Origin of the sequence: Spirosoma aerolatum, from assembly GCF_002056795.1 — a bacterium.
Classification (GTDB): domain Bacteria; phylum Bacteroidota; class Bacteroidia; order Cytophagales; family Spirosomataceae; genus Spirosoma; species Spirosoma aerolatum.
In genome coordinates, this window is record NZ_CP020104.1 from 2,070,475 (window position 1) to 2,093,710 (window position 23,236).

The 23,236-nt window shown below is 46.5% G+C and carries 26 protein-coding genes; 19 read left to right on the top strand and 7 right to left on the bottom strand.

What is annotated here, in order from left to right; translation table 11 throughout:
* Positions 1-51: 51 nt before the first annotated feature.
* Positions 52-1,710, bottom strand: coding sequence for a TldD/PmbA family protein (locus B5M13_RS08330; RefSeq protein ID WP_080055243.1), 1,659 nt, complete (start codon positions 1,708-1,710; stop codon positions 52-54).
* Between the two features lie 225 nt (positions 1,711-1,935).
* On the opposite strand from B5M13_RS08330, the gene B5M13_RS08335 reads away from it, so the two are divergent.
* Complete coding sequence (locus B5M13_RS08335; protein WP_080055244.1) at positions 1,936-2,145, top strand: hypothetical protein; 210 nt, start codon at positions 1,936-1,938, stop codon at positions 2,143-2,145.
* Positions 2,146-2,155: 10 nt separating this feature from the next.
* Here B5M13_RS08335 and B5M13_RS08340 read toward each other — a convergent pair whose 3' ends face one another.
* Positions 2,156-2,572 carry a hypothetical protein gene (locus tag B5M13_RS08340; RefSeq protein ID WP_080055245.1) on the bottom strand — a complete coding sequence of 139 codons (417 nt, stop codon included), beginning with the start codon at positions 2,570-2,572 and terminating at the stop codon, positions 2,156-2,158.
* A gap of 252 nt (positions 2,573-2,824) precedes the next feature.
* Here B5M13_RS08340 and B5M13_RS08345 point away from each other — a divergent pair, with 252 nt between their 5' ends.
* Positions 2,825-3,904: a hypothetical protein gene (locus tag B5M13_RS08345; RefSeq protein ID WP_080055246.1), complete on the top strand. Its 1,080-nt coding sequence runs from the start codon at positions 2,825-2,827 to the stop codon at positions 3,902-3,904.
* A gap of 186 nt (positions 3,905-4,090) precedes the next feature.
* On the opposite strand, the gene B5M13_RS08350 is transcribed toward B5M13_RS08345, so the two are convergent.
* The 3 genes from B5M13_RS08350 to B5M13_RS08360 form a co-directional block, all read right to left on the bottom strand.
* Positions 4,091-5,164: an ATP-grasp domain-containing protein gene (locus tag B5M13_RS08350; RefSeq protein WP_080055247.1), complete on the bottom strand. Its 1,074-nt coding sequence runs from the start codon at positions 5,162-5,164 to the stop codon at positions 4,091-4,093.
* 239 nt (positions 5,165-5,403) lie between these two features.
* The gene (locus tag B5M13_RS08355; protein WP_080055248.1) at positions 5,404-5,847 is read right to left on the bottom strand and encodes a DinB family protein; all 444 of its coding nucleotides are present in this window, start codon (positions 5,845-5,847) and stop codon (positions 5,404-5,406) included.
* A 61-nt stretch (positions 5,848-5,908) separates the two neighbouring features.
* The gene (locus tag B5M13_RS08360) at positions 5,909-6,613 is read right to left on the bottom strand and encodes an esterase family protein (protein WP_020600010.1); all 705 of its coding nucleotides are present in this window, start codon (positions 6,611-6,613) and stop codon (positions 5,909-5,911) included.
* Between the two features lie 144 nt (positions 6,614-6,757).
* Between B5M13_RS08360 and B5M13_RS08365 the strand changes: the two genes are divergently transcribed.
* The 8 genes from B5M13_RS08365 to B5M13_RS08400 all read left to right on the top strand — a co-directional run bounded on the left by B5M13_RS08365 (position 6,758) and on the right by B5M13_RS08400 (position 14,159).
* Positions 6,758-7,612 (top strand): alpha/beta hydrolase, encoded by an 855-nt coding sequence (locus B5M13_RS08365; protein ID WP_080059845.1) that lies wholly within the window; start codon positions 6,758-6,760, stop codon positions 7,610-7,612.
* Positions 7,613-7,670: 58 nt separating this feature from the next.
* Positions 7,671-8,495, top strand: a complete 825-nt coding sequence (locus B5M13_RS08370) for a glycoside hydrolase family 16 protein (RefSeq protein ID WP_080055249.1) — start codon at positions 7,671-7,673, stop codon at positions 8,493-8,495.
* Positions 8,496-8,695: 200 nt separating this feature from the next.
* The gene (locus tag B5M13_RS08375) at positions 8,696-9,202 is read left to right on the top strand and encodes a hypothetical protein (RefSeq protein WP_080055250.1); all 507 of its coding nucleotides are present in this window, start codon (positions 8,696-8,698) and stop codon (positions 9,200-9,202) included.
* Positions 9,203-9,381: 179 nt separating this feature from the next.
* Positions 9,382-10,749: a S8/S53 family peptidase gene (locus B5M13_RS08380; RefSeq protein WP_080055251.1), complete on the top strand. Its 1,368-nt coding sequence runs from the start codon at positions 9,382-9,384 to the stop codon at positions 10,747-10,749.
* Between the two features lie 22 nt (positions 10,750-10,771).
* A complete protein-coding gene (locus B5M13_RS08385; protein WP_080055252.1) occupies positions 10,772-11,623 on the top strand; it encodes a hypothetical protein in 852 nt (283 codons plus the stop codon).
* Between the two features lie 143 nt (positions 11,624-11,766).
* Entirely contained in the window at positions 11,767-12,273 is a 507-nt protein-coding gene (locus tag B5M13_RS08390) for a hypothetical protein (protein WP_080055253.1), read from the top strand.
* Between the two features lie 2 nt (positions 12,274-12,275).
* Complete coding sequence (locus B5M13_RS08395; protein WP_080055254.1) at positions 12,276-13,397, top strand: sensor histidine kinase; 1,122 nt, start codon at positions 12,276-12,278, stop codon at positions 13,395-13,397.
* 138 nt (positions 13,398-13,535) lie between these two features.
* A complete protein-coding gene (locus B5M13_RS08400; RefSeq protein WP_080055255.1) occupies positions 13,536-14,159 on the top strand; it encodes a response regulator in 624 nt (207 codons plus the stop codon).
* Positions 14,160-14,171: 12 nt separating this feature from the next.
* Here B5M13_RS08400 and B5M13_RS08405 read toward each other — a convergent pair whose 3' ends face one another.
* Positions 14,172-14,441: a hypothetical protein gene (locus B5M13_RS08405; RefSeq protein WP_080055256.1), complete on the bottom strand. Its 270-nt coding sequence runs from the start codon at positions 14,439-14,441 to the stop codon at positions 14,172-14,174.
* A 34-nt stretch (positions 14,442-14,475) separates the two neighbouring features.
* Positions 14,476-16,362, bottom strand: coding sequence for a sensor histidine kinase (locus B5M13_RS08410; protein ID WP_170061100.1), 1,887 nt, complete (start codon positions 16,360-16,362; stop codon positions 14,476-14,478).
* 290 nt (positions 16,363-16,652) lie between these two features.
* Here B5M13_RS08410 and B5M13_RS08415 point away from each other — a divergent pair, with 290 nt between their 5' ends.
* The 9 genes from B5M13_RS08415 (at position 16,653) to tssD (ending at position 22,954) form a co-directional block, all read left to right on the top strand.
* Positions 16,653-17,507, top strand: coding sequence for an LGFP repeat-containing protein (locus B5M13_RS08415; RefSeq protein WP_170061101.1), 855 nt, complete (start codon positions 16,653-16,655; stop codon positions 17,505-17,507).
* Between the two features lie 125 nt (positions 17,508-17,632).
* Entirely contained in the window at positions 17,633-18,475 is an 843-nt protein-coding gene (locus tag B5M13_RS08420) for an IS982 family transposase (RefSeq protein WP_080054324.1), read from the top strand.
* Between the two features lie 63 nt (positions 18,476-18,538).
* Positions 18,539-19,051 (top strand): lipocalin family protein, encoded by a 513-nt coding sequence (locus B5M13_RS08425; protein ID WP_080055259.1) that lies wholly within the window; start codon positions 18,539-18,541, stop codon positions 19,049-19,051.
* Positions 19,052-19,154: 103 nt separating this feature from the next.
* On the top strand, positions 19,155-19,670 hold the full coding sequence (locus tag B5M13_RS08430; RefSeq protein WP_080055260.1) for a hypothetical protein: 516 nt from the start codon (positions 19,155-19,157) through the stop codon (positions 19,668-19,670).
* Between the two features lie 79 nt (positions 19,671-19,749).
* The gene (locus B5M13_RS08435) at positions 19,750-20,094 is read left to right on the top strand and encodes a hypothetical protein (protein WP_080055261.1); all 345 of its coding nucleotides are present in this window, start codon (positions 19,750-19,752) and stop codon (positions 20,092-20,094) included.
* A 14-nt stretch (positions 20,095-20,108) separates the two neighbouring features.
* Complete coding sequence (locus tag B5M13_RS08440; RefSeq protein ID WP_080055262.1) at positions 20,109-20,948, top strand: DUF4476 domain-containing protein; 840 nt, start codon at positions 20,109-20,111, stop codon at positions 20,946-20,948.
* A gap of 82 nt (positions 20,949-21,030) precedes the next feature.
* Positions 21,031-21,945 carry a hypothetical protein gene (locus B5M13_RS08445; RefSeq protein WP_080055263.1) on the top strand — a complete coding sequence of 305 codons (915 nt, stop codon included), beginning with the start codon at positions 21,031-21,033 and terminating at the stop codon, positions 21,943-21,945.
* Between the two features lie 57 nt (positions 21,946-22,002).
* A complete protein-coding gene (locus tag B5M13_RS08450; RefSeq protein ID WP_080055264.1) occupies positions 22,003-22,509 on the top strand; it encodes a hypothetical protein in 507 nt (168 codons plus the stop codon).
* A 19-nt stretch (positions 22,510-22,528) separates the two neighbouring features.
* Complete coding sequence (tssD, locus tag B5M13_RS08455) at positions 22,529-22,954, top strand: type VI secretion system tube protein TssD (RefSeq protein WP_080055265.1); 426 nt, start codon at positions 22,529-22,531, stop codon at positions 22,952-22,954.
* Positions 22,955-23,236: the final 282 nt, after the last annotated feature.

Sequence of the window (23,236 nt, forward strand, 5' to 3'; positions counted from 1 at the left end):
AATGCTGGCGCAAGCCAAAAGAATATGCGTCAGCCATGCTCACTCCTGATTTTAAATTTTCCGACCCGTATTGATTACGTTGACTCCGTTGAAGCGAGTGGTTGGGCATCCGTGCGAAACGGCACTTACCTGCGAAGGCTGTCCCTTCCCATCGAAGAACGAACCGAAAGTACGGTAATCGTCTTTGTCGCAAAGCTGAGCACAGGAGTTCCAGAATTCCTGGGTGTTCGACTGATAAGCTACATCATCGAGCATTCCAGTGATCTCTCCGTTTTTGATTTCGTAGAAGAGTTGTCCACCAAACTGGAAGTTATAGCGCTGCTGGTCAATGGAATACGAGCCACGGCCGATGATGTATATGCCTTTGTCGACGCCCTTAATCATGTCAGCGACTGAGCGTTTTTCGGTGCCGGGCTGCAGCGATACGTTTGGCATCCGCTGGAATTGTACCGAGTCCCAGTTGTCGGCGTAGCAGCAACCGTTCGATTCTTTCTCACCCAGAATGGCCACCTGGTCGCGAATGGCCTGGTAGTTGACCAGAATACCGTCTTTGATCAGATCCCACTTTTTACAGGGAACGCCTTCGTCGTCGTAGCCAACGGTGCCCAGTGTATTCGGCTGCGTTTTATCGGCCACAATGTTCACCAGTTTGCTCCCGTAGTTGAACGACTTGCTTTTCCATTTATCCAGGGTTGCGAACGACGTACCGGCATAGTTGGCTTCGTAGCCGAGTACACGGTCGAGTTCGGTAGGGTGGCCAACGGATTCATGGATGGTCAGGCCGAGGTGGTTAGGGTCCAGAACGAGGTCGTACTTGCCGGGCTGAACGGTTTTGGCTGTCAGTTTTTCTTTCGTTTGTTTGGCCGCCAGCATAGCATCTTCGACCATATCGTACGAATTACGGTAGCCAATCAGGCCGTTGGGAGCCGCAATTTTTTCGGAAGCCAGACCATCGAGGTATTCATAGCCCATACCCATTGGTGAACTGAGCGCATCGCGGGTTTTGAACTTGCCAGCTGCCCGGTCGACGACCGAAACCGTAAACGTGGGCCAGATACGGTGAATATCCTGATCGATATACGATCCGTCGGTAGAAGCAAAATACTTTTGCTCATTGATGAAGAACAGGTTCGATGTCATGAAAGCCGCGCCATTTTTCATGGCCTCCCCGTTTACTTTCATCAACAGGTCGATCTTTTCCTGAACGGGAATCTCGAAGGCATTTTTCTTGATGGGCGTTTTCCAGGTTACCTCGCCAACCCCTTTTTGCGGGGCCAGTTGAACGGGTTCGGTCTGAAGTTTCGAGTTCGCTTTGGCAATGGCTACGGCGGTTTCGGCAGCTTTGGCAATACCATCGGGAGTAACGTTGCTGGTGGCGGCAAATCCCCAGGTTCCATTGGCGATTACTCGAATGCCTACCCCAAATGATTCAGCGTTGACAATGTTCTGCACTTTCATCTCGCGGGTAAACATGAATTGTTGCAGATAGCGGCCAATCCGAACATCGGTGTACGTAGCGCCTTTGCTTTTGGCTGCATTGAGGGCAATATCCGCCAGGCGTTTCTTGGCCGCGTTGTCGATGCCTACGCCCCGTCCACTGGCTTCCAGCAGGTATTCGGACGATACAGAATGGCCCAATACCGGCACTCCAGTTGTCAACAGGCTACCAATGCCTAATCCAGACAACTGGATAAAATTTCGTCTTTGCATTTGAGAGATTGAAAACTTAAAGGGGTTACTTGTTGATGACTAAGGGGGTAATCCCGTAAAAAGCTACGAATATGGCTAAAAATGCTGAACAGATAGTAATTAAAATGCTATTTTATGAAGAATGAGAACAGTAAGTGCTACGCTTTACCTAATATTATTCGGTAAAAATACTTATTGACAACACTTTTTATAGAACGCAAGGAACGCATTCAACTACCTTAGGAAATGCAGGTGCAACAATTGGAAGAGTTTATTCAGGATGTGCTGATTTCGATTCACGCCAACATCCGCGATCTGGAGGAGAAACGAACCTTCGCCGACCCGGAAGAACATGACTATATTGATGGTCGGCTCTTCAGCTATGGCGAAATGCTGGCCATTCTTCGTGCATCGGCCCGCGATACAGGTATCGACCCCAAAGCAATTGGGTTATAAAGCCATACTGTTACAACCGTACCAGCGTTCGGGTGGCGGTGGCAGGCTGATTGAAGCCTAATTCAAAAAAGTTTTCGAGTTTTAATTTCCCGCCTTGTAGTTCAATGCGGTAGCCGGTTCGTTTCAACGAACTGGAGAAAAGACTCTGCACCAGAATGGTATCGCCCTGTAACTCGTACTGATAAAGACCACTGCCTATTTTCGGTAAAAGACTGCCGCTCGAATTAAGCTCTTTTCCACGGTCAACCCGGAGGGTATTGGGGAGCGGAGTGCCCTGATACAACGGATTAAAAATAAGCGTGTCTTTACGGGCTGAGCTTTCAATCCATACGCCGGTTAAGGTTTCGGGCGAAACGGTATCTGATGGTTTACAGGCCAGGAAGCCAAGACTGAGGAACAGCGAAACAAACGTAGAGACAATACGCATACGGAGGGCTATTTTCGAGATAGACTCAGCTTTTAGCATCAGGGTTGGAAAAGGGCGAAAAATTATTGGTCCATACCAATGCTGACTCCGCTTCGGATTAGTGAATTGGCCGGGTTTTTATGCCAGTTATTAACTCATCGATGTCATTCGTTCATTAGGTATATAAAGGTGGCTGCCTGTGCATGCATTTTTGTGTAGGGGCCTTTGCCTACGCTTTAGGCGCGACTCCTACTCTTTAGATTCAATTCACGGATGTTTGGTTATATTTTCTTCTTTCTAACGGCCTGCTTCTACATCGGGTTGGCCATGATTACGGCCTCTAAACCAAATCTCAGTGGCGAAAATGCCATGGGCCATGGTTTGGCACTGTTCTTTTTGGGAGCAGGCTTTGCCCTAATGAGCCTGGCACTGGCTATTTCGATTAGTGTCGGTGGTGGATTCAACTGGATTTCGCAGGCTAGCGGTACACGCCTGCTTGTTGTGTTGCTAACCTGGCTGGTTGTGGCCTTAACCACCTTCTGTTGTGCGATTTTTAAATGGGAATGGTACAATGACACGCTTTACCCGGAGTTTTTACACTGGCTGGCCGTTCGTAATGGGCAGTTGTGGCTGTCGCTTCCCTGGTTAGTGGCCTGCGCGCTTTCGCTCAATACGAATTGGCAGGTGACTGCTTCTCCCTATGCCTTTAAACTGCCCTTCTGGTTTGCGCTATGCGTAGGTGTCGTATATAGCGGTGGGTTATTGATTGGTTACCTTCGTGAATCGGCTAAATCGGCACAGACCTACGCAGCTGAAGAGAGCGCACAACGTGACCGTTGGCACCAGCAAACATTGGATGAAATTGCTAAACAACAACCGACCGACCCAATCATTAACCTATTAGGCCATGCGAATCGCTTTCGGGACGACGATGTTCGGAAAGCCGCTCTTGAAAAGATTAAAGCCCATCCGAATTGGGAATCGGAAATCCTTGATTTATTGAAGGATAAACGGTCGTATCGGGAAGTATATGATTTTCTGGATGGTAACCGAGTTGAGCATCCCGATCAATTTGCGGAACCGCTGAACGAGAGTATTTTGTGGCTGGCCGACAACATAAAAGCGGAAATCAAAGACAGCAATAACCTTCAGCACTGGAGTTTCGATATGTATGGCATCGATAAAGTGCTACGGGCAATCGATGATCAGTTTATGAATCGGGGAGTCGATTTCTATCCGAGTATTGTCAGACTAAAGCAGTCGTTGGATACCACACCCCCTGAACGATTCAAAGGGGTTCGATTCTCGATAGCCGGGGAGGTAGACCGATGGCTTAGAAGCCACAGGAAGTAAATCGGTTAGTTAGTTACCTGAGTAGATTAATTACCTAAGTAGATTAATTACCTATAAATCAGTATACTTTTGTCATCCCGACGAAGGAGGGATCTCAAAACACCCCTACTTAAATTTTAGGGCACTTTGAGATCCCTCCTTCGTCGGGATGACAAAAGTTGAAATGTGAAAAAGAAGGCTTAGGGCTTATTTTTTCGCTTTTTTAGGCTTAGTTTCTTTGGTGTCTGCCTTTTTCTCGGGTTCTGGCGCTTCTTTGGTCTTCGATGCTTTAGCAGCTTTAGGCGCTGAGGCTGATGTGGCTTCCGAACCCATAACTGAGCCCCGGACGAACGTGCCCCAGGTCAAGTTATCGCCCCCTTTATGTGCTTTTTTAGCTCGCTCGATGGCCATATTGGCAGCTGCTTCAACGACCCAGTCAAAGTTTTCCTGCCCTACCGAGTGAACATCGGCATCGGGAGCAGGATTACAGAAATCGATGGCGATGGGTATGCCGTCGCGTACTGCAAATTCGACCGTGTTGAAATCGTAGCCTAGGCCGTGATTTAGTTTCAGCACATAATCGTGCATGGTGTCCAGTAGTTTTTTGCCTGCATCGCCCGTGGTTTTCATCTGGGCGGCATAGCGCAGGTGGTGCGGATTGCGGGGTTCATACGGCATAATTCGCACATCTTTCCCACCAATGCAGTAGCAACGGAAATAGTCTGTAAAATCGATGGCCTCCTGATAGAGCATTACCAACTGACCCGTTTCGTCATAGGCTTTGAACATCTGCTCAGGATTGTCGACTTTGTACACGCTTTTCCAGCCCCCACCCGCGTGAGGTTTCATGAACGCTGGAAAACCAATATGGTTGAAAATGGCATCCCAGTTCATATGCCGCAGATTGCGAAACGAATTGTGGTTCGTATCGTCTGGTCGCTCTTTGGAAGGCAGCAAAATGGTTTTGGGAACAGGAACACCCAACTGAACAGCCAGGGCGTTGTTAAAAAACTTCTCGTCGGCGCTCCACCAGAACGGGTTATTCACAACAGCAGTACCCGTCAGGGCTGCATTTTTCAGAAACGCCTTGTAAAAAGGTACATCTTGTGAAATTCGGTCGATGATAACGGCGTAGTCGGTAGGAACGCTCTGTTCAACCTGCTCAATGGCAACAAATTCGGCCAGGAAGTCGCTTTGTTTTTCATTAACTCGATCGACAAATGCCTGTGGGAAGGTGTTCTCCTGACCGAACAGGATGCCTATTTTGGTTTTCTTGCTCATAGTGAAACGGTTACTTGCTGAATAAAGTGATAACAAAGAACCTGATTGTCTGTTTCGTTACGATGGCAAGTTGCGGTTGTTTTTCATCAAAAACAAAAAAGCGCAGGTAGGAAGAATCGTACGCTTCTGGAAAGCTGGAATGAATAATTGGCGAATAAAATTACAGGCCAAACTATCTACTAAAGTCGGCTCGTTTCCAGCGTATTAGTTCGTCTAAAACCAGAAACGGCCAATGTAGATTAGATAAGGGTTTTTAAATGATGTTCCATATGGAGGACATAGTCATCAAAAAGCCATTGTAATGTTTTATCCCCTGCTTGTGTCGTTGCTGGCAGCTGAATAGGGCTCGATAAGGTGGTAGTCGACATGGCTTCGATAACGTAACAAATCTGGATGTTCAGGCTGCTCCAGAGCGTCAGCAAATGGGATAAGGGCAAGTCCTGATACCCGTTAGCGCTGACCAGTTTATCCTGATTGTACGACTGAATTGGATAGGGCCCGTTGGCGAATTGAGCATCAGTGAACCGTTTCAAGTTATTGATAGCCGAATCGATCAGATGGCCTAATACCTGCTTCCGCGACCATTTGCCCGGAAGGTGCCAGGAGAGTTCCTGCTCGGGTAGTGCCCGAAGTAGAGGGGGCACATCGTTAATATGCCTTCGGAGTCGATCAAGTGTGTGCATAGTAGTTAGGCGGCTGGAAAGCCGCTACTAATGAACTGAAAGCGGCTTTCCAGCCGCCTTATCAGATCATACTTAAATACCTTGGAAACTGGTCTTTCCAGACAGGCCAGTCGTGGTTTCCCCAGGGGGTTACATCGAGCCGGTGCCGAATTCCTTTCCGACTCAGAATACCCGACATCTGGTAGTTATCATCCTTACAGAAATCATATTCCGATGTACCCAGCACAATATTCATGTGGTAAAATTCATCGTTGTGTGCATTGGGTAAAAAATCGGGCGGATTGTTGTAATAGACATTATCGTCATAATACCCGCCCAGAAACGACTTAATATTGAAAGCAGCTCCCATTGTGAGCAGATGACCCACTTGTTCTGGGTGACGAAACGCAAAATTCAGCGCGTGATACCCGCCAAATGATGCACCCGAGACCCCAATCTTCCGAACATTACATTCGCGCTGGATGCCGGGAACGAGTTCTTCATGCAGAAAACGGTCATAAAGAACATGGTTCCAGATCCGTGTGCCGGGGTGCAGGTGTTTGGCATACCAACTGTCGCGGTCGATGCTGTCGATGCAGAAAAGTTTGACCTTGCCCGTTTCGACAAACCAACGGGCCGTTTCGGTCAGACCAAAATCTTTGTATTCATAATAGTGGCCCATAGAGGTTGGAAACAGCAAAACCGGATAACCCCAGTTGCCATACACCAGCATCTCAATATCACGACCGAGGTGATGTGAATACCATTTGCGATAATCTTCCTGCACGTTAGTAGTGGTTGATGAAACTCAATAAAATTTGGTTGAAAATAGGACAAATCGCCGTCTCCGACAAAAACAAAGCCGCTGGTATCGAAAAAATTAGCTACTTTGTGAATTGTGATCACTACACTTCTGGCTTTTTTTGTGCTTATGGCTGACGTTATACCGGCCCCTTCTTACGCTGAACATGCCACCGTAACGGTTCGGCGCGATGATTCGTTACACTCAGTTCCACTCAATCGAACCGTTCGTCTGGATGTTGTGCTTCCGCCCGGTTACGAGGCTTCGCAACAAGCCTATCCGGTATTGTATATGAACGATGGTCAGGATCTGGAACGCCTGAGAATGACGGCTATTCTGGATTCGTTGTATCAAAAACGGGCGATTCGTCCCTTTGTTCTAGTGGCTATTCATGCGAGCGACCGGATTCAGGAGTATGGCACGGCAGCGCAGGCCGATTACATGCAGCGAGGGAGTAAGGCTGGTTTATACTCCGATTTTGTACTGAGGGAGCTGATACCGTACGTTAAAAAACACTATCGCATCCATACCGATCCGGCAAGTTCCGTGTTTGCGGGTTTCTCGTTGGGGGGGGTATCGGCCTTCGATATGGTGTTTCATCATCCTGATCAGTTTTCAAAAGTGGGCGTATTTTCGGGGTCGTTCTGGTGGCGCAGTAAAAGCACGGCTGATGGCTATCGGGACGAAACGGACCGGATCATGCACAATCTTGTCCGGAAAGGTTCTTACCATAAATCGCTCAAATTCTGGTTTGAAACGGGTACAGACGATGAAACCAGCGACCGAAATAACAACGGCGTCATCGACTCCATCGACGATACACTCGATCTGATCAGCGAACTTGTCAAAAAAGGATACACCTATTCGGTAGGGTCGAAATTGGCTGACATCCGTTACGTAGAGATTAAAGGCGGAAAGCACAATCAGGAAACCTGGAGTGAAATCATGCCCGACTTCCTGACCTGGGCTTTTGCGAAAGAGTGAAACAGGGAATGTACGACTTTGGTAAAAGACAGGATAAATTTGGTAGCTTGCGCGCACTATGAAACTATTACTGATTACCAATCTGCTGGCAGTTAGTGTTTTACTGGCCTTTAAAAGCCCTGATTTGTCGATTTCAACAGGCGCGTCTACGGGTGTAGGTGGCTACAAACTTGTCTGGTCAGATGAGTTTAATGAACCAGGTTTGCCCGATTCGGCTAAATGGGGCTATGAAGTTGGTGGAAATGGCTGGGGAAATAATGAGCTTCAATACTATACGGCCCGACGCTCTGAAAATGCCCGCATCGAAAATGGAAAACTGATTATCGAAGGGCGCAAAGAAGCCTGGGAAGGGAAAAGCTATACCTCAGCCCGCCTGGTTACGAAGGGAAAAGTAGAGTGGAAGCATGGCCGTATTGAAGCATTGGCGAAGTTGCCTACAGGCCGTGGTACCTGGCCCGCTATCTGGATGCTTGGGTCCGATATTTCGAAAGTAGGCTGGCCACGCTGTGGCGAAATCGACATCATGGAGCATGTTGGTTTTGATGAAGGCGTTGTGCATGGAACTATCCATACCGAAGCCTATAATCACGGGAAGAAAACGCAGAAGGGGCAGGAGGTGACTGTAAAAAATGTGGGTACCGATTTTCACCTATACGCGATTGAATGGACGGCCGATAAAATTGATTTCTTCGTCGATAGCCAGAAATACTATACCGTTGAAAAAGCCGCATTAGGCAGTGAAGTAGCCCAGTGGCCGTTCGAACAACCGTTCTTTCTGATTCTGAATGTGGCTGTTGGGGGCGATTGGGGCGGACAGAAAGGTGTTGACGAAAGCATTTGGCCGCAACGCATGGAAATCGACTACGTGCGGGTGTATCAGTAGCCGAAGAGCAAAGGATTGAATGAGGAAGGGGACAGTTAGCGAATCCAGCTGGCTGTCCCCTTTTTGTATCCCCTTTTTATGGGATTTCCACAAGGTATTCTATCTATGACCTTTGGTGTAGTCAAAGAGTTTAAGTTCACTTTAATCATAGCTTTTTTGTGCGTTCTAATCAAGTCTACACACCCTAAATCGTATTTACAATGGCAAACTTACTGGTTTTTAATCGTGCTGAGCAACTATTAACCTTTCACCCTGAATGGGTTGATGGATGCAAAAACTGTCCTGGGCCTGTTGATTCCTTGTTGAACCGGGTACTTGGTTTTATGTTAAGAGATATTGCTCATGAGCTGAAGCAGCCGGTACTGACCAAAGAGATTCGACAACTAGGGCGCAGTTTGGTGGTAAAGTCAGTTCAAAAAGGCGAAGCGAATGTTGTTGTGAAATCGTACGATGACGATCCATGCCCTACTTATCCACATCATTGGGAAAAATTACTCCAGTTGCTTGGTGAATTTGCCCCCGTTAAGCCAGACCCTACACCCGGACCCGACTGGGTGATCAATGTGAAGTCGGGCATTAACGACCTGCTGATGGCACAAAGCTTACAGAATGTCGCCTTGCTGCTGCCCGATAAGGGGTTAGGTAATAAGGTAGAAGGATTGGCAAAATTGGTAAGCAAGGAAGCTCTTTCCGTTCTGACTCGGTAGGCACATAAAGTCCTAGCCCCGTGTTTTCCAATACTGGACTAGGACTTATACCAGTAAACTTACCTTTAAGTAAAGTCAGGTGAGTTGCTCGTCCTAAAATTAAAATAGTTTTAATAATAGTACCTAGATTTTCGCTGGTTTACAATCTAACACTTATCCACACGTCTGAACCGTTTAGCATGGAAATGAATCTTACAATAAATCTGGGCGATTATATCTTATTTCCTGAGGCATCAGACACGTTAAAGAAGTTGTATTTACAAGGTGACGTATTAACCTATCACCCAAAAATAGTCGCCGGAATCTTTGACTTTCAACCTGCTAATGCTCAAGATGATCCTGGTTGGGTTTGGGCCTTCGATGACCATGCAGAGGTTATAGCCGACAATGTGCCAAAAGATGACCAAAAAATGTTCGGGTGTCTGATGTGTCGCATTGGTAAGACGGTTAGTTATATGAAAGTAGCGCCTGATTTTGAGGGTTTTAGGTATGCGCAATTAGGGCTTTCCGGAAATGGGAATCAGGATTGGTTGGCAACTGGACATTTTTCAAAGAATGATCTTTTTCAGAAGCCAATGCCCCAAGCCTTACAGCCTAGTGTAAAGCTATTACCAGACAATATCATTGGCAGGCAACGGCCAGTTGTATATTCTAATTTGCTTCGTAAAGCCAGTCGCCAGCGACTTGTTCATTTATGTCGGCCAATTGCCTCGGCTCCAGGGTCCGTTGAGTTTATCATGGAGACGTGGGCTAAGCAACAAGGCTCAGTGGAAGCTCTGTTTACGTTTCTGGACAGTCTTCCTTCGGATTTTGTAAATCAGCATGCTAAAGATTCTTTGAGGGTAGCAAAGGCAGCTACAGCTATGAGTGACGACAGCCTGAGCACCGCCTATGTAAGTCTGGACTATCCGTCGAAACTTCGGATTTATAAGGAAGGATTTTACGGAGCTAATGTTCGTTTTAACATGGCATTTAGCAGTCCGGTAGTACTTAGCTTGACGAAAGGCGATGTGTTGTTTATTTCAGAATCAGCTACTTATGAGGAGATCAAGTTTCCAGCTATTTATGATATGGCCGTTTTTCTAATTACTCGATGGCTGGAAGCGAAAGAGGTTACGGTATTGTTTTCGGCGGGGGGCAGCAAGAGAGTTAGAAACAATATTGACGATCGGCTTGCTAGGCTGGCAACAAAATATGGCATAACTAACTGGCCAGGTATTATTGTTGGTGGAGTTGATAATGATGGGAAACAGTTTCAGAGTAATTATGGAACTGCTGTAACCTGTTATGCAAAACCTCCGGCTGAAAACTTCGATGAATCGTCAGGAGCCACTGCTTCCATAGCGGGATTAGCTATGCGGGCTCAGGCTTATGCGCGTAGTCGAGGACGATTTCTGAGGCCAATGGAATTAAAGCAACTTCTTCGGTCTGCTGGTCAGCAGGTGTCTATACTGGAAAATAATGTCGGATATTCTGCCTCTTTGCCCAACTGGACTTTGATTCAGAAAGCTATCGACCAGCTCAATTTCAGTACATCTACTTTATAACGTTCTAAATTTTCTCCATACTATGACTCCATCGAATACCATAGACGCGGCTCAGCAAGCAGCGTTTGAGTTTTTTACAAACTATGTTGGAAATCCTGATTCAGTAATTTTGCAGCAGGAAAAATTAACAAACCTGACCACAGCACCAGGACGTTTACCCGATTTTCTGGGTTACCTGCGTAATTTTCTTATCTATAGTCGAAAGGCACAGAACCGTATAGATTGTGAACCGCTTCCTTCAATCATTTGTCTGACTGTTAGTAAGGCGACTATCTTACGAACACTTCGGTACTTCGAAAGGGCTAATTGCCAGACTGTTAAAGTCTGTTTTGGTCTTGATGCCTGTCTGGTTCCTCAATTGGTCATTTCAGGGTCATTCTGGTGGCAAGCCCCACAAACACCTTCGGCCGATCTGGTTGATAATCCATACCGTAAAGCCATCAGTAATGGGCGGGGCGGTCGAAAAACCGTAGGCCATTATTTGCTAAATTTTACCCGACAACTGTCGGTGAATGCAGCCCGAACCTTACTAAAACGGTTCGCTGATTCGGTAACCACTGATTTAAACAAACCTGAAGATGCTGATTTACGTGGCTATGCGTTAGATATTGAAACGTTTAGACTGCTACTAACCGATGCCCAATATCTAGGGAAGGCAAAAAATATTCTCATTCGGATGGGTATGAATAATGATGGGCTCGATCCTACTATACCTACCCATTCAGGACGTGTGCGGATTATGATATTACAGTTTATCGATGCTAACCCAAATACAGGGAGCAATGCTTTTTACATGTGCGGTAGTCATGTAAAAGATGACTCAGATCCTACTGAGTGTCCACCTCGCCAGCCCTGTAACGAGACCATTAGTTAATTTTTGAGGGTGTGTCTCTATACGATATTCTGGATTGGATTTGGTATGTCTTTACGGCCTTTATTCTGTGGCCGATTGGGGTTGGAGTACGCTACTGGAACCGATTAAGCAGACGCGAACGAGGTCTTGTTAGCTTCTTGCTAATGATGCTGTTGCTTGAGATTGTGGCAACCATGTTGCGTTTTCAGTCCATTCGAAATCATTTCATTCATTACTTCTTTACCGTTTTTGTTTTATGGATTGGTGCCTATTTCTACGCGCCAATACTGAGCCCGCAATGGCTGATAATACTAATTGCTCTGTTAGTGACTGTCGGTATTCCTGCTGAAGTAATCGGATGGGTCGGATTTAACCATATCAATACCGTTACTGAGACGTTAGCATGGCTATTGCTTGCTGTATATGCATTTGTAAGTCTAATCAGGCTTTTTGAACTGCCAGTAGCCATATCACTTCGGCATGATGGGGGATTGTACTATCATGTAGGATTTTTTATCTGGAGTGTTTTTAAAGCAGGTAGGGCCTGTTTCCTGAATTATTTTATCGAAACATCGTTGGATTTATATTACTTCGCTGATACGCTGGTTGTCATCGTAGGAGCAATCGCTTATAGCTTCTTTGCCATCGGGTTTATGTTTAGGAAAAGGTAATTATGTTACGCTGGGTGAGTCTGGTATTACTGCTTCTTAGTGGTGCGATTAATGCAGGCTATTCGCAGAGGGTAGTCATTACAGGGGTAGAATCCGTACGTCGTTCCTATGCGGAGCAGGAGCAGTTTTCTTATGCCCGAGGGGATTCTGTTGTGCATTTAAACTTTCGAAATAACAACCTCATCATAGGATTCAGGTCGCCGGAGGCAGGTACGTTATATCGCTATAGTGTAAAGGGAATACTGCCCCGTTTTATCATAACACGTGATACTTTCCTGGTATTGCCTAACTTACCCAACGGTGAATTGCTGGCTGAAATTTATGATGCCGAGCACTCATATATAAAGCCCGCTCGGCTGAAAATTATCGTTGAGTCACCATTATGGCTACGTTGGTGGTTTTTACCGATGATGTTCGTCTATGGGATGATCTTTGTAGGAGCAGGCCTTTATTTGCTGTATCGGTATCGTATCCGGCAATTCCTTCGCCTGCAGCAAACCCGTGACCGGATTGCCCGTGATCTGCACGACGATATGGGAAGTTACCTCAGTAGTATTAGTATCCTGAGCCAGAGTGCCCAGCGTTCTGTAACCAAAGATCCGGCTAAAGCACAGGCGACGCTTGATCGAATCGGGCAGACGGCCCGGCAGGTGATGGATTCGATGGGCGACATCGTCTGGAGTATTAATCCCAATCACGATTCCATGACGCAGGTAATTGCCCGGATGACTGATGTCGCGTCGGCACTTTTTGCAACGGGTAATGATAATTCTGAACAGGTTTCCTGGCAGGTTGATATTTCGGACGAGGTGCGACAGATACGCTTATCGGCAGAAAATCGGCGGGATTTTTTTCTGATTTATAAAGAAGCCATTACAAATGCTGCCAAGTATGCCCAGGCGAGCCGGGTTAGTGTCCGGTTGCGTTGTGAAGGAAGTTTCCTATGTCTAGAGGTGAACGATAATGGCCGGGGATTTGACCCGCAGCATCCGGTGCTTTTGAACCCTTCGGGCGGCAATGGATTGCGGAATATGCAAAATCGGGCGGCTCTGTTGAATGGCACACTCGCTATACGGTCTGAACCTGGGCAGGGCACAATACTTACCATACGTTTTCCCGTGTAAGGTTTTACACGAGTTACCCTCCTGGCGTATCCCCCGAAAATGGGATACCTTTTGGTGCTGGATTGCCCGTATCTTTACCCGACTGTAGAGGATGGAAGAACTCAGCTATGCGTTCGTTCGCTCATTCACTTTTTTCTTATGCCGATTCGAGTCCTGATTTATGAAGACAATGCTCCGCTGCGTGACGCATTAAGTACGCTGGTTGATGATGCCGACGAGTGTGTGCTGGTAGGTGCATTTGGCGATTGTGTGCGGGCAAATGATCAGGTATATCAATACCAGCCCGATGTTGTTCTGATGGACATCGACATGCCTGGCCGGGATGGGATTCAGGCCGTTATGAGCATCCATCGGGAGTTTCCGACTGTGGAGGTACTAATGCTGACGGTATTTGACGACGATGACCGTGTATTCCGGGCCTTGTGTGCAGGAGCTTCAGGTTATTTACTCAAGAGTACAACACCCGACCAGATCACCGAGGCTATCCAGTCGGTTTATGCGGGCGGAGCTCCTATGTCGCCCAGTATTGCCCGGAAAGTAATTCAGACATTTCCAGCGCGGGCCGGTCAGAGTGCCAATCTCGACCAGTTGACCGCCCGTGAAAGTCAAGTGCTCCACTATCTGGCCCAGGGGCTAAGCTACAAACTCGTCGCAGCCGAGTTAGGCGTTGGTATTGAAACCGTCCGAACACATATCAAGCGCATTTACGAAAAGCTGCACGTGCATTCAGTAGTCGAAGCGATTGCCAAATATCGGCCCTAACAGCTAGAACCATCAAAAGAAATCACTAATGGCGTCTTTGATTTTGTTGGTCGAAACGATTAATGGTTTTTTAGTAATCGTAACCGAAATAGGCGTTTTAGGGCCAGTCGGAGTACCCATTATTTCATAAGTACCTTCCACAGCGCCAATCGCTGTTTTAATATGGAATGTGCCTTTCGATTCGTTACCGTCGAATGTACCTCCTTTTTCTTTTATGGCTGTACCAGCCTTGCTGGTAAACTGGTTGGGCGTTCCTGGAAAATCAATCTGAAATGTGCTCATGGGGTTTCGGTCTGTACTACCTAACTATCTAGTCTTAAGACGAAATTGTTTTGAAAGGTAATCGGTGTAGCGGACTTTCTGTTTCCAGGGGGCAGTGTAGCGTAATGGTGGTGCCTTGCCCGCGTGTTGACTCGATTCGTAAATCGGCATTCAGATTCTCGGCTCGTTGCCAAAGATTTCGTAAGCCTGATCCTGGGCTATTCGTTGTCCTGTCAAAACCTAGTCCATTGTCTGAAATAATTAACTGCAGGAGGTTGGGGCTAATCTGGAGAGATATACTCACCTGTGTTGCTTTGGCATGTCGGATGATGTTGGTGAGGCATTCCCGGCTAATGAGGCATATCTCCCGTTTCTGTTTCTCCGTTAGGCAGATCGAGGTGTTGCTGTTGCCCAGATCAAGATGAAGGTTGACGGAGGTTTCGTTGAAAAGTGAATATGCAATGTCCTGAATCCGCAGTCCAATGGGGGCCAGTGAATCACTGGTTGAATTCAAGCTCCAGACAATTTCCCGCATTGAATCCATCACCTGCCGGGAGGTCTGGCCAATGGCTGACAGTCTTTGCCGAACCCGTGGGTCCAAAACGAGTCTGGCCGTTGTTTGACTCAGAATGCTGATGGCGCTTAGTTGTGAACCCATTTCATCGTGGAGGTCACGGGCAATCTCGTCGCGCAGGTTGTTGAGCCGGGTCTGTTTACGCTCATTTTCCTGAAGTTGTTCAATCCATAATTGCTGCATTTGTAGTTTTTCCTGACGAATTAGCTCATGCCTTTGGGCGATGCCTAGCGCGAACGTTACCATTTCCAGTATATACCCTGTTATAAAAATGGCTACTTCAGCATCGTACAGGGTTGATGAACCCCAGAAAATAAAACGATTGATAATCGAAGCAATGCCACTCAGTAAGAAGAACAGAATGCCCCAAAATAAAAACTTGGTAACGGTATCATAAAGACGACCGATTGTGTAAAGGGTATATAACCCGAACAGAACCAATCCAATGTCGGTGATTCGGTGAAACTGTTGCCAAACCGGAACAGTAAACTTGTCAACTACTACCAGTATATCGCCAAGACCCAGCAAGATGAAGATACCAATCGATATCCGATGAACGGCATTGGCATAGGGCGCTCGGGTCGATAGCTGAATATATTCGCACAGAAACAATCCGTAAGCCGCCAGTGACCAGTATAGAAAGCTCAGGGAGTGACGGCTCACAAAACCAATCGGCCGAAGCAAGGGCCAATGGTCTATAAAATGCATGTAATCGTCGGCCATCATGCTCCGTAGAAGTACCAGAAGAACATACAGGGCGTAATAGGAAAGTACCCGATCGCCCAGAATAACGTACTGCATGATCGTGTATAAAAACATAATCAGCAGGCTGCCAATAAAAATCATTCCCAGATAACGAGTCTGTAAATGCTTGGTAAGCTGATGGTTCTGAAAATGCTGATAGCCTTCCCGGCTGAACAGGAGTGGGTAGAAAAGGCTATTGGCGTTATTGATGTCCGAGGTTCGATTCAGGTAAACGACCCGTATCTGAATGGTTTGCTTCGGAGGAATCCGAAACAGAAACCCGTTTCGGTGAAGCAGGCCAAACTCTGGATATTGGTCAAACTGAAGGGCAGGAGATGGATAGAGCCAACCCGACTGCCCCAACAAGGTCAATTTTCCCTGATCCATCTTATAGATAATCAGTTGGTCTATTTCCTGAAACAGAATGACCTCCACTGATTTTGTCTGGGGATTGCGAATCGAATACGTTGCCCAGATGGGTTTATTTTTTGTCGGGCTAAAGGCGGGTAATTCGGCCCGGCCATTCGAGAATGGATAGGTATAGATTTGAGCTTGAGCCCCGATGGTGCTTAAAAGAAAAATTAACAGATAAAACCGTTCCTTGTAATATGTGGATAAGTGCATTGAAAAAGAAGTTTGCCGGAGGCAATCTAACCAGCAACGCAAGTCGGCCATTGTAAATTTGCGACATTGATAAAGGGCTGTCATGGCTTCGATACCAATACACCTTGGGTTTACCAGTTAGGTGTGGCCTTGCAGGCTGGCAAATCAGATGCAACGACAGGCTTCTTATGGTGACTGATAGACGCTAGGATTACGTTACCAGATGGACTTATCCCCCTTTTATGGGATTTACGGGCGCATGGAGCCGAAGTAGTTTTGTCATAAACAAACAGGCTTTTGCTCAATCCACCATGAATCAGTTCCGATTTTTCAAACCCCTCATCTGGATCGCCCTCCTTAGCATTGGGGTATCCTGCAAGAAAAGAGACAGCTCTGTCGATACAGGCCTTTCCACTTTGTTTTCCGACAAGTACAAGGCCTTAGGTTGGGATACCCAGAATATAACCAAAGTTGGTGAGCCTCAGAAAACAAAGGGCGGAAACGGCTATGTACAGTACTACAGCTACAACGGAAAAACGCTAGCCATTTATCAGTCCAGTACCGGAACGTTTGGGCTAGCCGCCCCCGATCTGGTCAGTAAATATGATGCCTTAGGCCAGGAAACGTTCAAAAATGGTGCGTTGGGCTATCCTACTTCCGATATGAAAGTTTGTGGAAGTGGCTGCGTTTACGCTGAATTTGAAAAGGGAATCATTCTCAAATCAACTGCTGTAAGTGAAGCCGTAACCTTGTACGGAGAGATTTATAAAAAATACACTTCACTGAACAGATGGGATGGCGTTTTAGGCTATCCAACAACGGATGAACTGGATTTGACCAGCAAACGGGGACGTTACAATGTCTTTAAGAGTGGGCAGATTTATTGGAGTTCAACTACAGGAGCACAGGCGTTTTGGGGGAAGACTCAAACATTGTATGGTTCAACTGGCTACGATACAGGTTGGCTAGGATTGCCAACTTCAACCACTTCGTATTATGAAGGAAACAGAGCCTACTTAACAAATTTTGAAAAGGGAGTAATCGGCGTTGAGGATACTGGGTGTGGCTACTATCTCAACTATGCAATAAAGTACCCGGATGGTAATTCATTGAAGCCAGTGCTTGCGGACGGTAAAACAATAGCTCCATCAAACAAATGCTACTGACATTTCAACTTGCCCTAATTAATCTAAGTTGTATGAAAATAGCTTGATGGGACACCAAGAAAAAAGACATAGCCAAGAGCAAGAGTACCTTTGAGGTGCGAAAACATCAGTAACCCGCTCTGACTATGTCTGAAAAAGTAGTGGCAATTTACTGCTTTCTAGATGATTTCTTTCTAGAAACCAATCACCCTAGATCGACCAAACCACAAGCTAAACCTAAAGTAACAGACAGCATTGTGTTGACTACCGCCATCATATCGGCTCGTTTCTTTGGGGGCAACCAAGCTTCAGCCATGCTCTATATGGCGGACAAGCAGGGTGTCCTTATGCTGGAAAAGTCGGCCTTTAATCGCCGGTTGCATCGACTCGCTCATACCTTGAGTGTCTTATTTTATTATTTGGCCGACTTCTTTAAAGCCTTGAATGTGAGCAGTCAGTATCTAATTGATTCATTTCCTGTATCGGTTTGCGATAATATTCGCATCAGCCGTTCACGGTTGGTCAAGGGGGAAGAGTATCGAGGCAAAATTGCTTCCAAACGACGGTTCTTCTTTGGGTATCGGGTGCAAGTAGTGACCACCAGTACTAAGCAGCCCGTGCAATTTTTTATTCTTCCGGGTTCGTACGCGGATATAACAGCTCTTCAGATGATGCATTTGCATTTGCCCGCAGGTAGCGAGGTGTTTGGTGATGCTGCCTACACCGACTACGAACAAGAGGAACTGTACGCTGATTGTGAACAGATTTCCTTACAGATTCAACGCAAGAGTAATAGTCATCGGGCTGACCCGATTTGGATAGCCGCTTACAAGAAGATGCGTCGTCAGGCAATCGAACAAGCTTTTAGTCAAGTCAAGTTGCGATTTCCTCAAAAGATTCATGCCGTTACCGAAGCGGGTTTCCTGATCAAGCTTGTCTTATTTCTACTTGCATACGCTCTAGAATCAAACTTGTATCATACAACTTAGATTAATTAATGAAAACCCTAATCATCAACTGCCTTGTAGAGGCATAACAAATCATTAGTAATCATGAAAACAAGTTTATTCTCTATCTGTATTGGACTTCTTGTGTGTATACTGGCAATAGCCTGTAAGAAAGAGTCTGACGTAACGCCTAACATTGTTGGCAAATGGCAGCAGCAAGCCTACCAATATCGCATTGTGTATGAGGTTAATGGGAGCCAGTATGACAAAACGGGTACCCGCAAACTCAGTTCTGCGAATACAATCGAGTTTAAAAGTGATGGGACGACCAGTGGCCTATCACGTGCCTATACCTATACACTCGTCGGCGATCAGCTCACGCTACGCTATGGAGCCTCTACTGAAACTGCCAAAGTGACGATTACGGGCGACCAATTGACGGCAATCGGTAACAATATCATTGCCGGACTATCGGAAGCCGACAAACTCAAGGAAGCAAAAGGCTGGGCCGTTGAAGTGAACGGAACCAGTGGGGGCGATGGGGAATATATCAATATCAGCAAAGCCACCAAAGCATCCGAAGTATACCCGATTTCGGTGTATAAACGGGTCAACTGAACTAGGTACTCCTTTGCTGAGCCGCTTCTTATGCCAAAGATTCTAAATAGTACGGAGATAACGTATATTAATTATCGTTAGGCTATTTTCTACACATCATTGTATGAACGTTTTCGTTCTTGTTAGTAGTATGCTCCTGTTGGGGCTGACTGCTAAAGCTCAGGTATTACCCCATCGGATGCGGGTAGGACTATCGGCCGACTTGTTGGGCGCTACGCAGGGTATAGGTGCACAAGTACATGCTTCTTTCCGGTTTACCGACGATTACCGGGCTTTTGATGATCGACATCAGTATATCAACGCCGGTATTGGTATTGCCGAAGGATTCACTGGCCCTGTGGTTAGTATAACCGGGCAAACAGTGCCGCATTACCTGACGTATGGTACAGGCCGGGGCCGGGCTATGGTTGAACTTGGGTTTGCCGGGGTTTTTCGGCGAGCACCGACCCGACTGGTATCATCAAGTGGGCAAAGTAATGGGTTTGATTATGACAAACCGGATTGGAATTATATGCCCTCATTTCTGATCGGTTATCGATACACAGCGTACAGTGGCTTTTTGTTTCGGATTCATTTGGCTACCATTCTGCCGGGCGTGTCTATCGGTTGGGTGTTTTAACAGCTATTGCTTTGTAGGTCCGATATGCTATTGACGACCATCATTCGTTACCCAATACGACGAGTAATCCATTTAGACGATGTTTGATGCACCAGCCCTTATTACGTTGATTGAGTCGACTGACCCCAACGACTCGTCGGCATTGGATACGCTTGATCTGCATGTAAGCTATTTTCTGGAGCATTCTTTACCCATGCGTTACACCCGGAGTCGCGATGTGCTGAAAAGTATCCGGCCGGACGGCTTCCGGGTAAAGATTGAAAACTGGCCAACGCATACATGTGTAATGGGCTGTTTTTTTCACGAAACCGGACAGGTTACCACCTTTGAATCAGGGGGCGGGCCTACGGAAGAACTAAGCGAATTGCACGTCATTATTCAAGCCATTGCTCATCTGAGAAGCCAGCAAATGGCTGATCAATAACCCATTTATCCATTATGAATAATAATGTATGGCTACTGTTATTCAGTCTATTCCTTGGCGTATCTGTTTCTGCGCAGACCCTAACAGGCCGATGGGAAGCGGAGGAAGTTTCGCTCGAAATTACCACGATCCTGAAAGCCGGAATCCTGGAAGTAAAACAACCGCATTTTGGGTCAAAACCGGCCCGAAATCGGCTGGTGGCCGAGTTTTTGCCGAATGGTACGTTTCGGATGAACGGCGAGTCGGGCACGTACCGACAGCAGGGCAACGAAGTCTATGCCGATGTAAATGGCAAAACGGAAGTATATACTGTTTATCGCACAGGCGATCAGCTTCAGCTTTGGGGTTCCAATGTAGTGGCCTCTCAGAACCAGCAGGAGCGCACGGCCACTGCCATCATGATGGTGCGGCAAATGGGCATGCAGCGAAGTTTTGAGTCGTTGCAGCTAACCGACCGGGTCAGCAGTGTCCGATTAGGTACGCATTTCCGATACGTAGGAGAAGCCCAACCTGCTTACCAAAGCCAGGGTAATGTCTACGCAACGCCCAATCGAGTTGATTGCGTGGTGAGTAGTGCCGACCTGGATCGCATCAAAGAGCGGGTAGAAGCGGCTGCCTTTGATTCTGAAAAGCCTAAAATTCTGAAAGCCGCTCTGGCTACCAAACGCTGTTTCAGCACCGACCAGATTCTGGAATTACTGGCTCTTTTTACGTTCGATTCCGAGAAACTGCCCCTTGCAAAATATGCCTACAGTTATGTAACGGACCGTGATAATTACGATCAGATTACCGATGCGTTCGATTTCGATACCTCGAAAGACGAGTTGCGGACATTTATCCGGGGCCGTCGCTGATCAAATGGAGTACGCCAGGCGTAACAGGCGAATAAACATCATTTTCGAATTCATTCAATCCATATTCATTCCCCCACAAAAAATGACTATCTATCGGTATTATATACTCTCTATTGGCCTGATTGCCAGTTTACTTACTGCGCATGCCCAAACGTTTATCGCAAAGAATACACAAGTACCTATGGAAAGTTCGGGAATGCCCGCAATCAGTCCGCATAATCCTAAGGTGGCAGAATCTCCCTTTTATGTGAAAGTTTATGGTTTTTACAGCTTGCTAACACCGGGCTCGCAGCGGGGAGTGAGTACAACACCGGGGGCCACTACATCGATCACGTCGTTCAAAACCAATACTAAGGGATTGGGCGCCGGACCACGGGCTGGTATTGGGATTGGCATAATCGTGAATGAATTCATCAATATCGGACTTGACGCCGATATGCTCTTTGGCGATAAATTAACAACTGCCAGTACATCGAAAACATCGTCGAGCGAAACGAGGACTACGTTTAGCGTCGTGTCAATCATTCCCAATATCACCTTTAAGGCACTCTCCCGACCTGGTTATTTTATTTACAATCGGGTTGGTCTGATCGGCGGTGTCGTGTTTGATTACAAAATCAATCAGAATGCTGTCTACATGCCTAATACTGTATCGACTACAACTACAGACTATACCACAAATTATCAGGAAAACAGCTTGGCTATAGGATATCAGGTCGCTTTGGGTGTGCAGTTTCGATTTAGCCAGGGGGTACGTGGCTTTGCTGAATTGGTTGCCTACAACCAGTCATTCAAACCAAAGGAACGACTTTATTTATCCGTCCAGACCCAACGGGGTGGAAATCCCATTTCCTACAAATCACTTATCGAGTATAACGATGAGGGCGATTATACAACGAGTACCCGCAGCGATGGTACCTATGTTAGCCAGCAACCCAGCACGAATGTTGTGATGAATAGCTTAGGGTTAAGTGCCGGGTTATTGTTCAGGTTTTAATTTTTAAAGCTTATTATCAGGAGTTTATCAGTTAGCGCCTTAATTAAAAGCACTTAGATGACCACGTTAAAAATCATTTTACAGGATGAAAATGCACGCCCTTATCCACCGGGGTGGTATTTGGAAATTTGGGTTAGCCCCATCCTTCATACCCATGTTAGGCTTAGACAGGGTGGATTGGGGTTAATCAAAATTTTTGAAACAGTTGGTTTGCCATTGTTGAGGGGAGAGGTCTTTGTTGATCTAGCTGAGCAAGGCGATGTTTTTGTTATACTTTACAATAGCAATAATAGCCAGGTTTATGAGTCAGTGTGTAGACCCTATACCTTGCATCCTCCTAATAGAAGAGCATTTAGGCGCAGTCCGCTTCTAAACCTGTTTGTTAAAAGACATGTGATGCCGGGTAGTGTTAGTGTCGGAGGGACAATAGGAATCAACCAAAGAGCTGATTCGAGGTCCACAACGTTGTTAGGCGAACTAACTGATCGGTTGTCAGCTATCGCAACCATTGGCCCTTACAATGGCTATTCCGTTCGGGATCGATTGATTTTATTAGCTAACTAACAAATTAACACAGACAGCCATGCCAGATTTTGCTTCCAGTTTCGACGCTTATTTTTCGTGGGCAGGTGGGCCCACAGGGGACGACGCAATCCCCGTAAATTCCTGTAATTTTTCACTTTCTCAATCCATCGACGACAAAGGACGCATTGCCTCCAAAGTATTTGGTGGAACCGTATTTGTGCAGATTACTCCTTCGGGTATGGACACCATGAAGCAGCTTTGGGAGTGGATGGTTGATGCCGATGGCAAGAAAGAGTCGGCTCAGATCGAGTTTCGGAATATCGATTCCGAACAAGTACAGAAAAAACTTGAACTAACGGATGTTTACTGCGTGCAATACAGCGAAAGCTTTACAGAAGTTGGATCGGCGCCGATGTCGCTTAGTCTGACTCTGACGGCGCGTGAGCTAAAAATGTTTGACACCGCGCACGTTAATCGGTGGTAATCGATTACGGTTTCTCCAAAGTAGACCTGCTTGATGTCACTAGACTAAAACCTGAGCAGTCAGCCACGACTGATGACAGTGTGCTCGGCTCCCCGAAACCTATCTAAGAATGGCACACTAACAGCCTGTTCAATTGGTTCTCGATGGTCCAGTGACGGCATTCAACCTATGTTATATCCTATTGATTACCATGCACTTGTTTGGTAGTTTAGGCTGGTTGTCAGGAGGGTAGTATTTTGATTAATGTCGGCATTTCGGATAAACTGGCAGCCAGAGACTCAG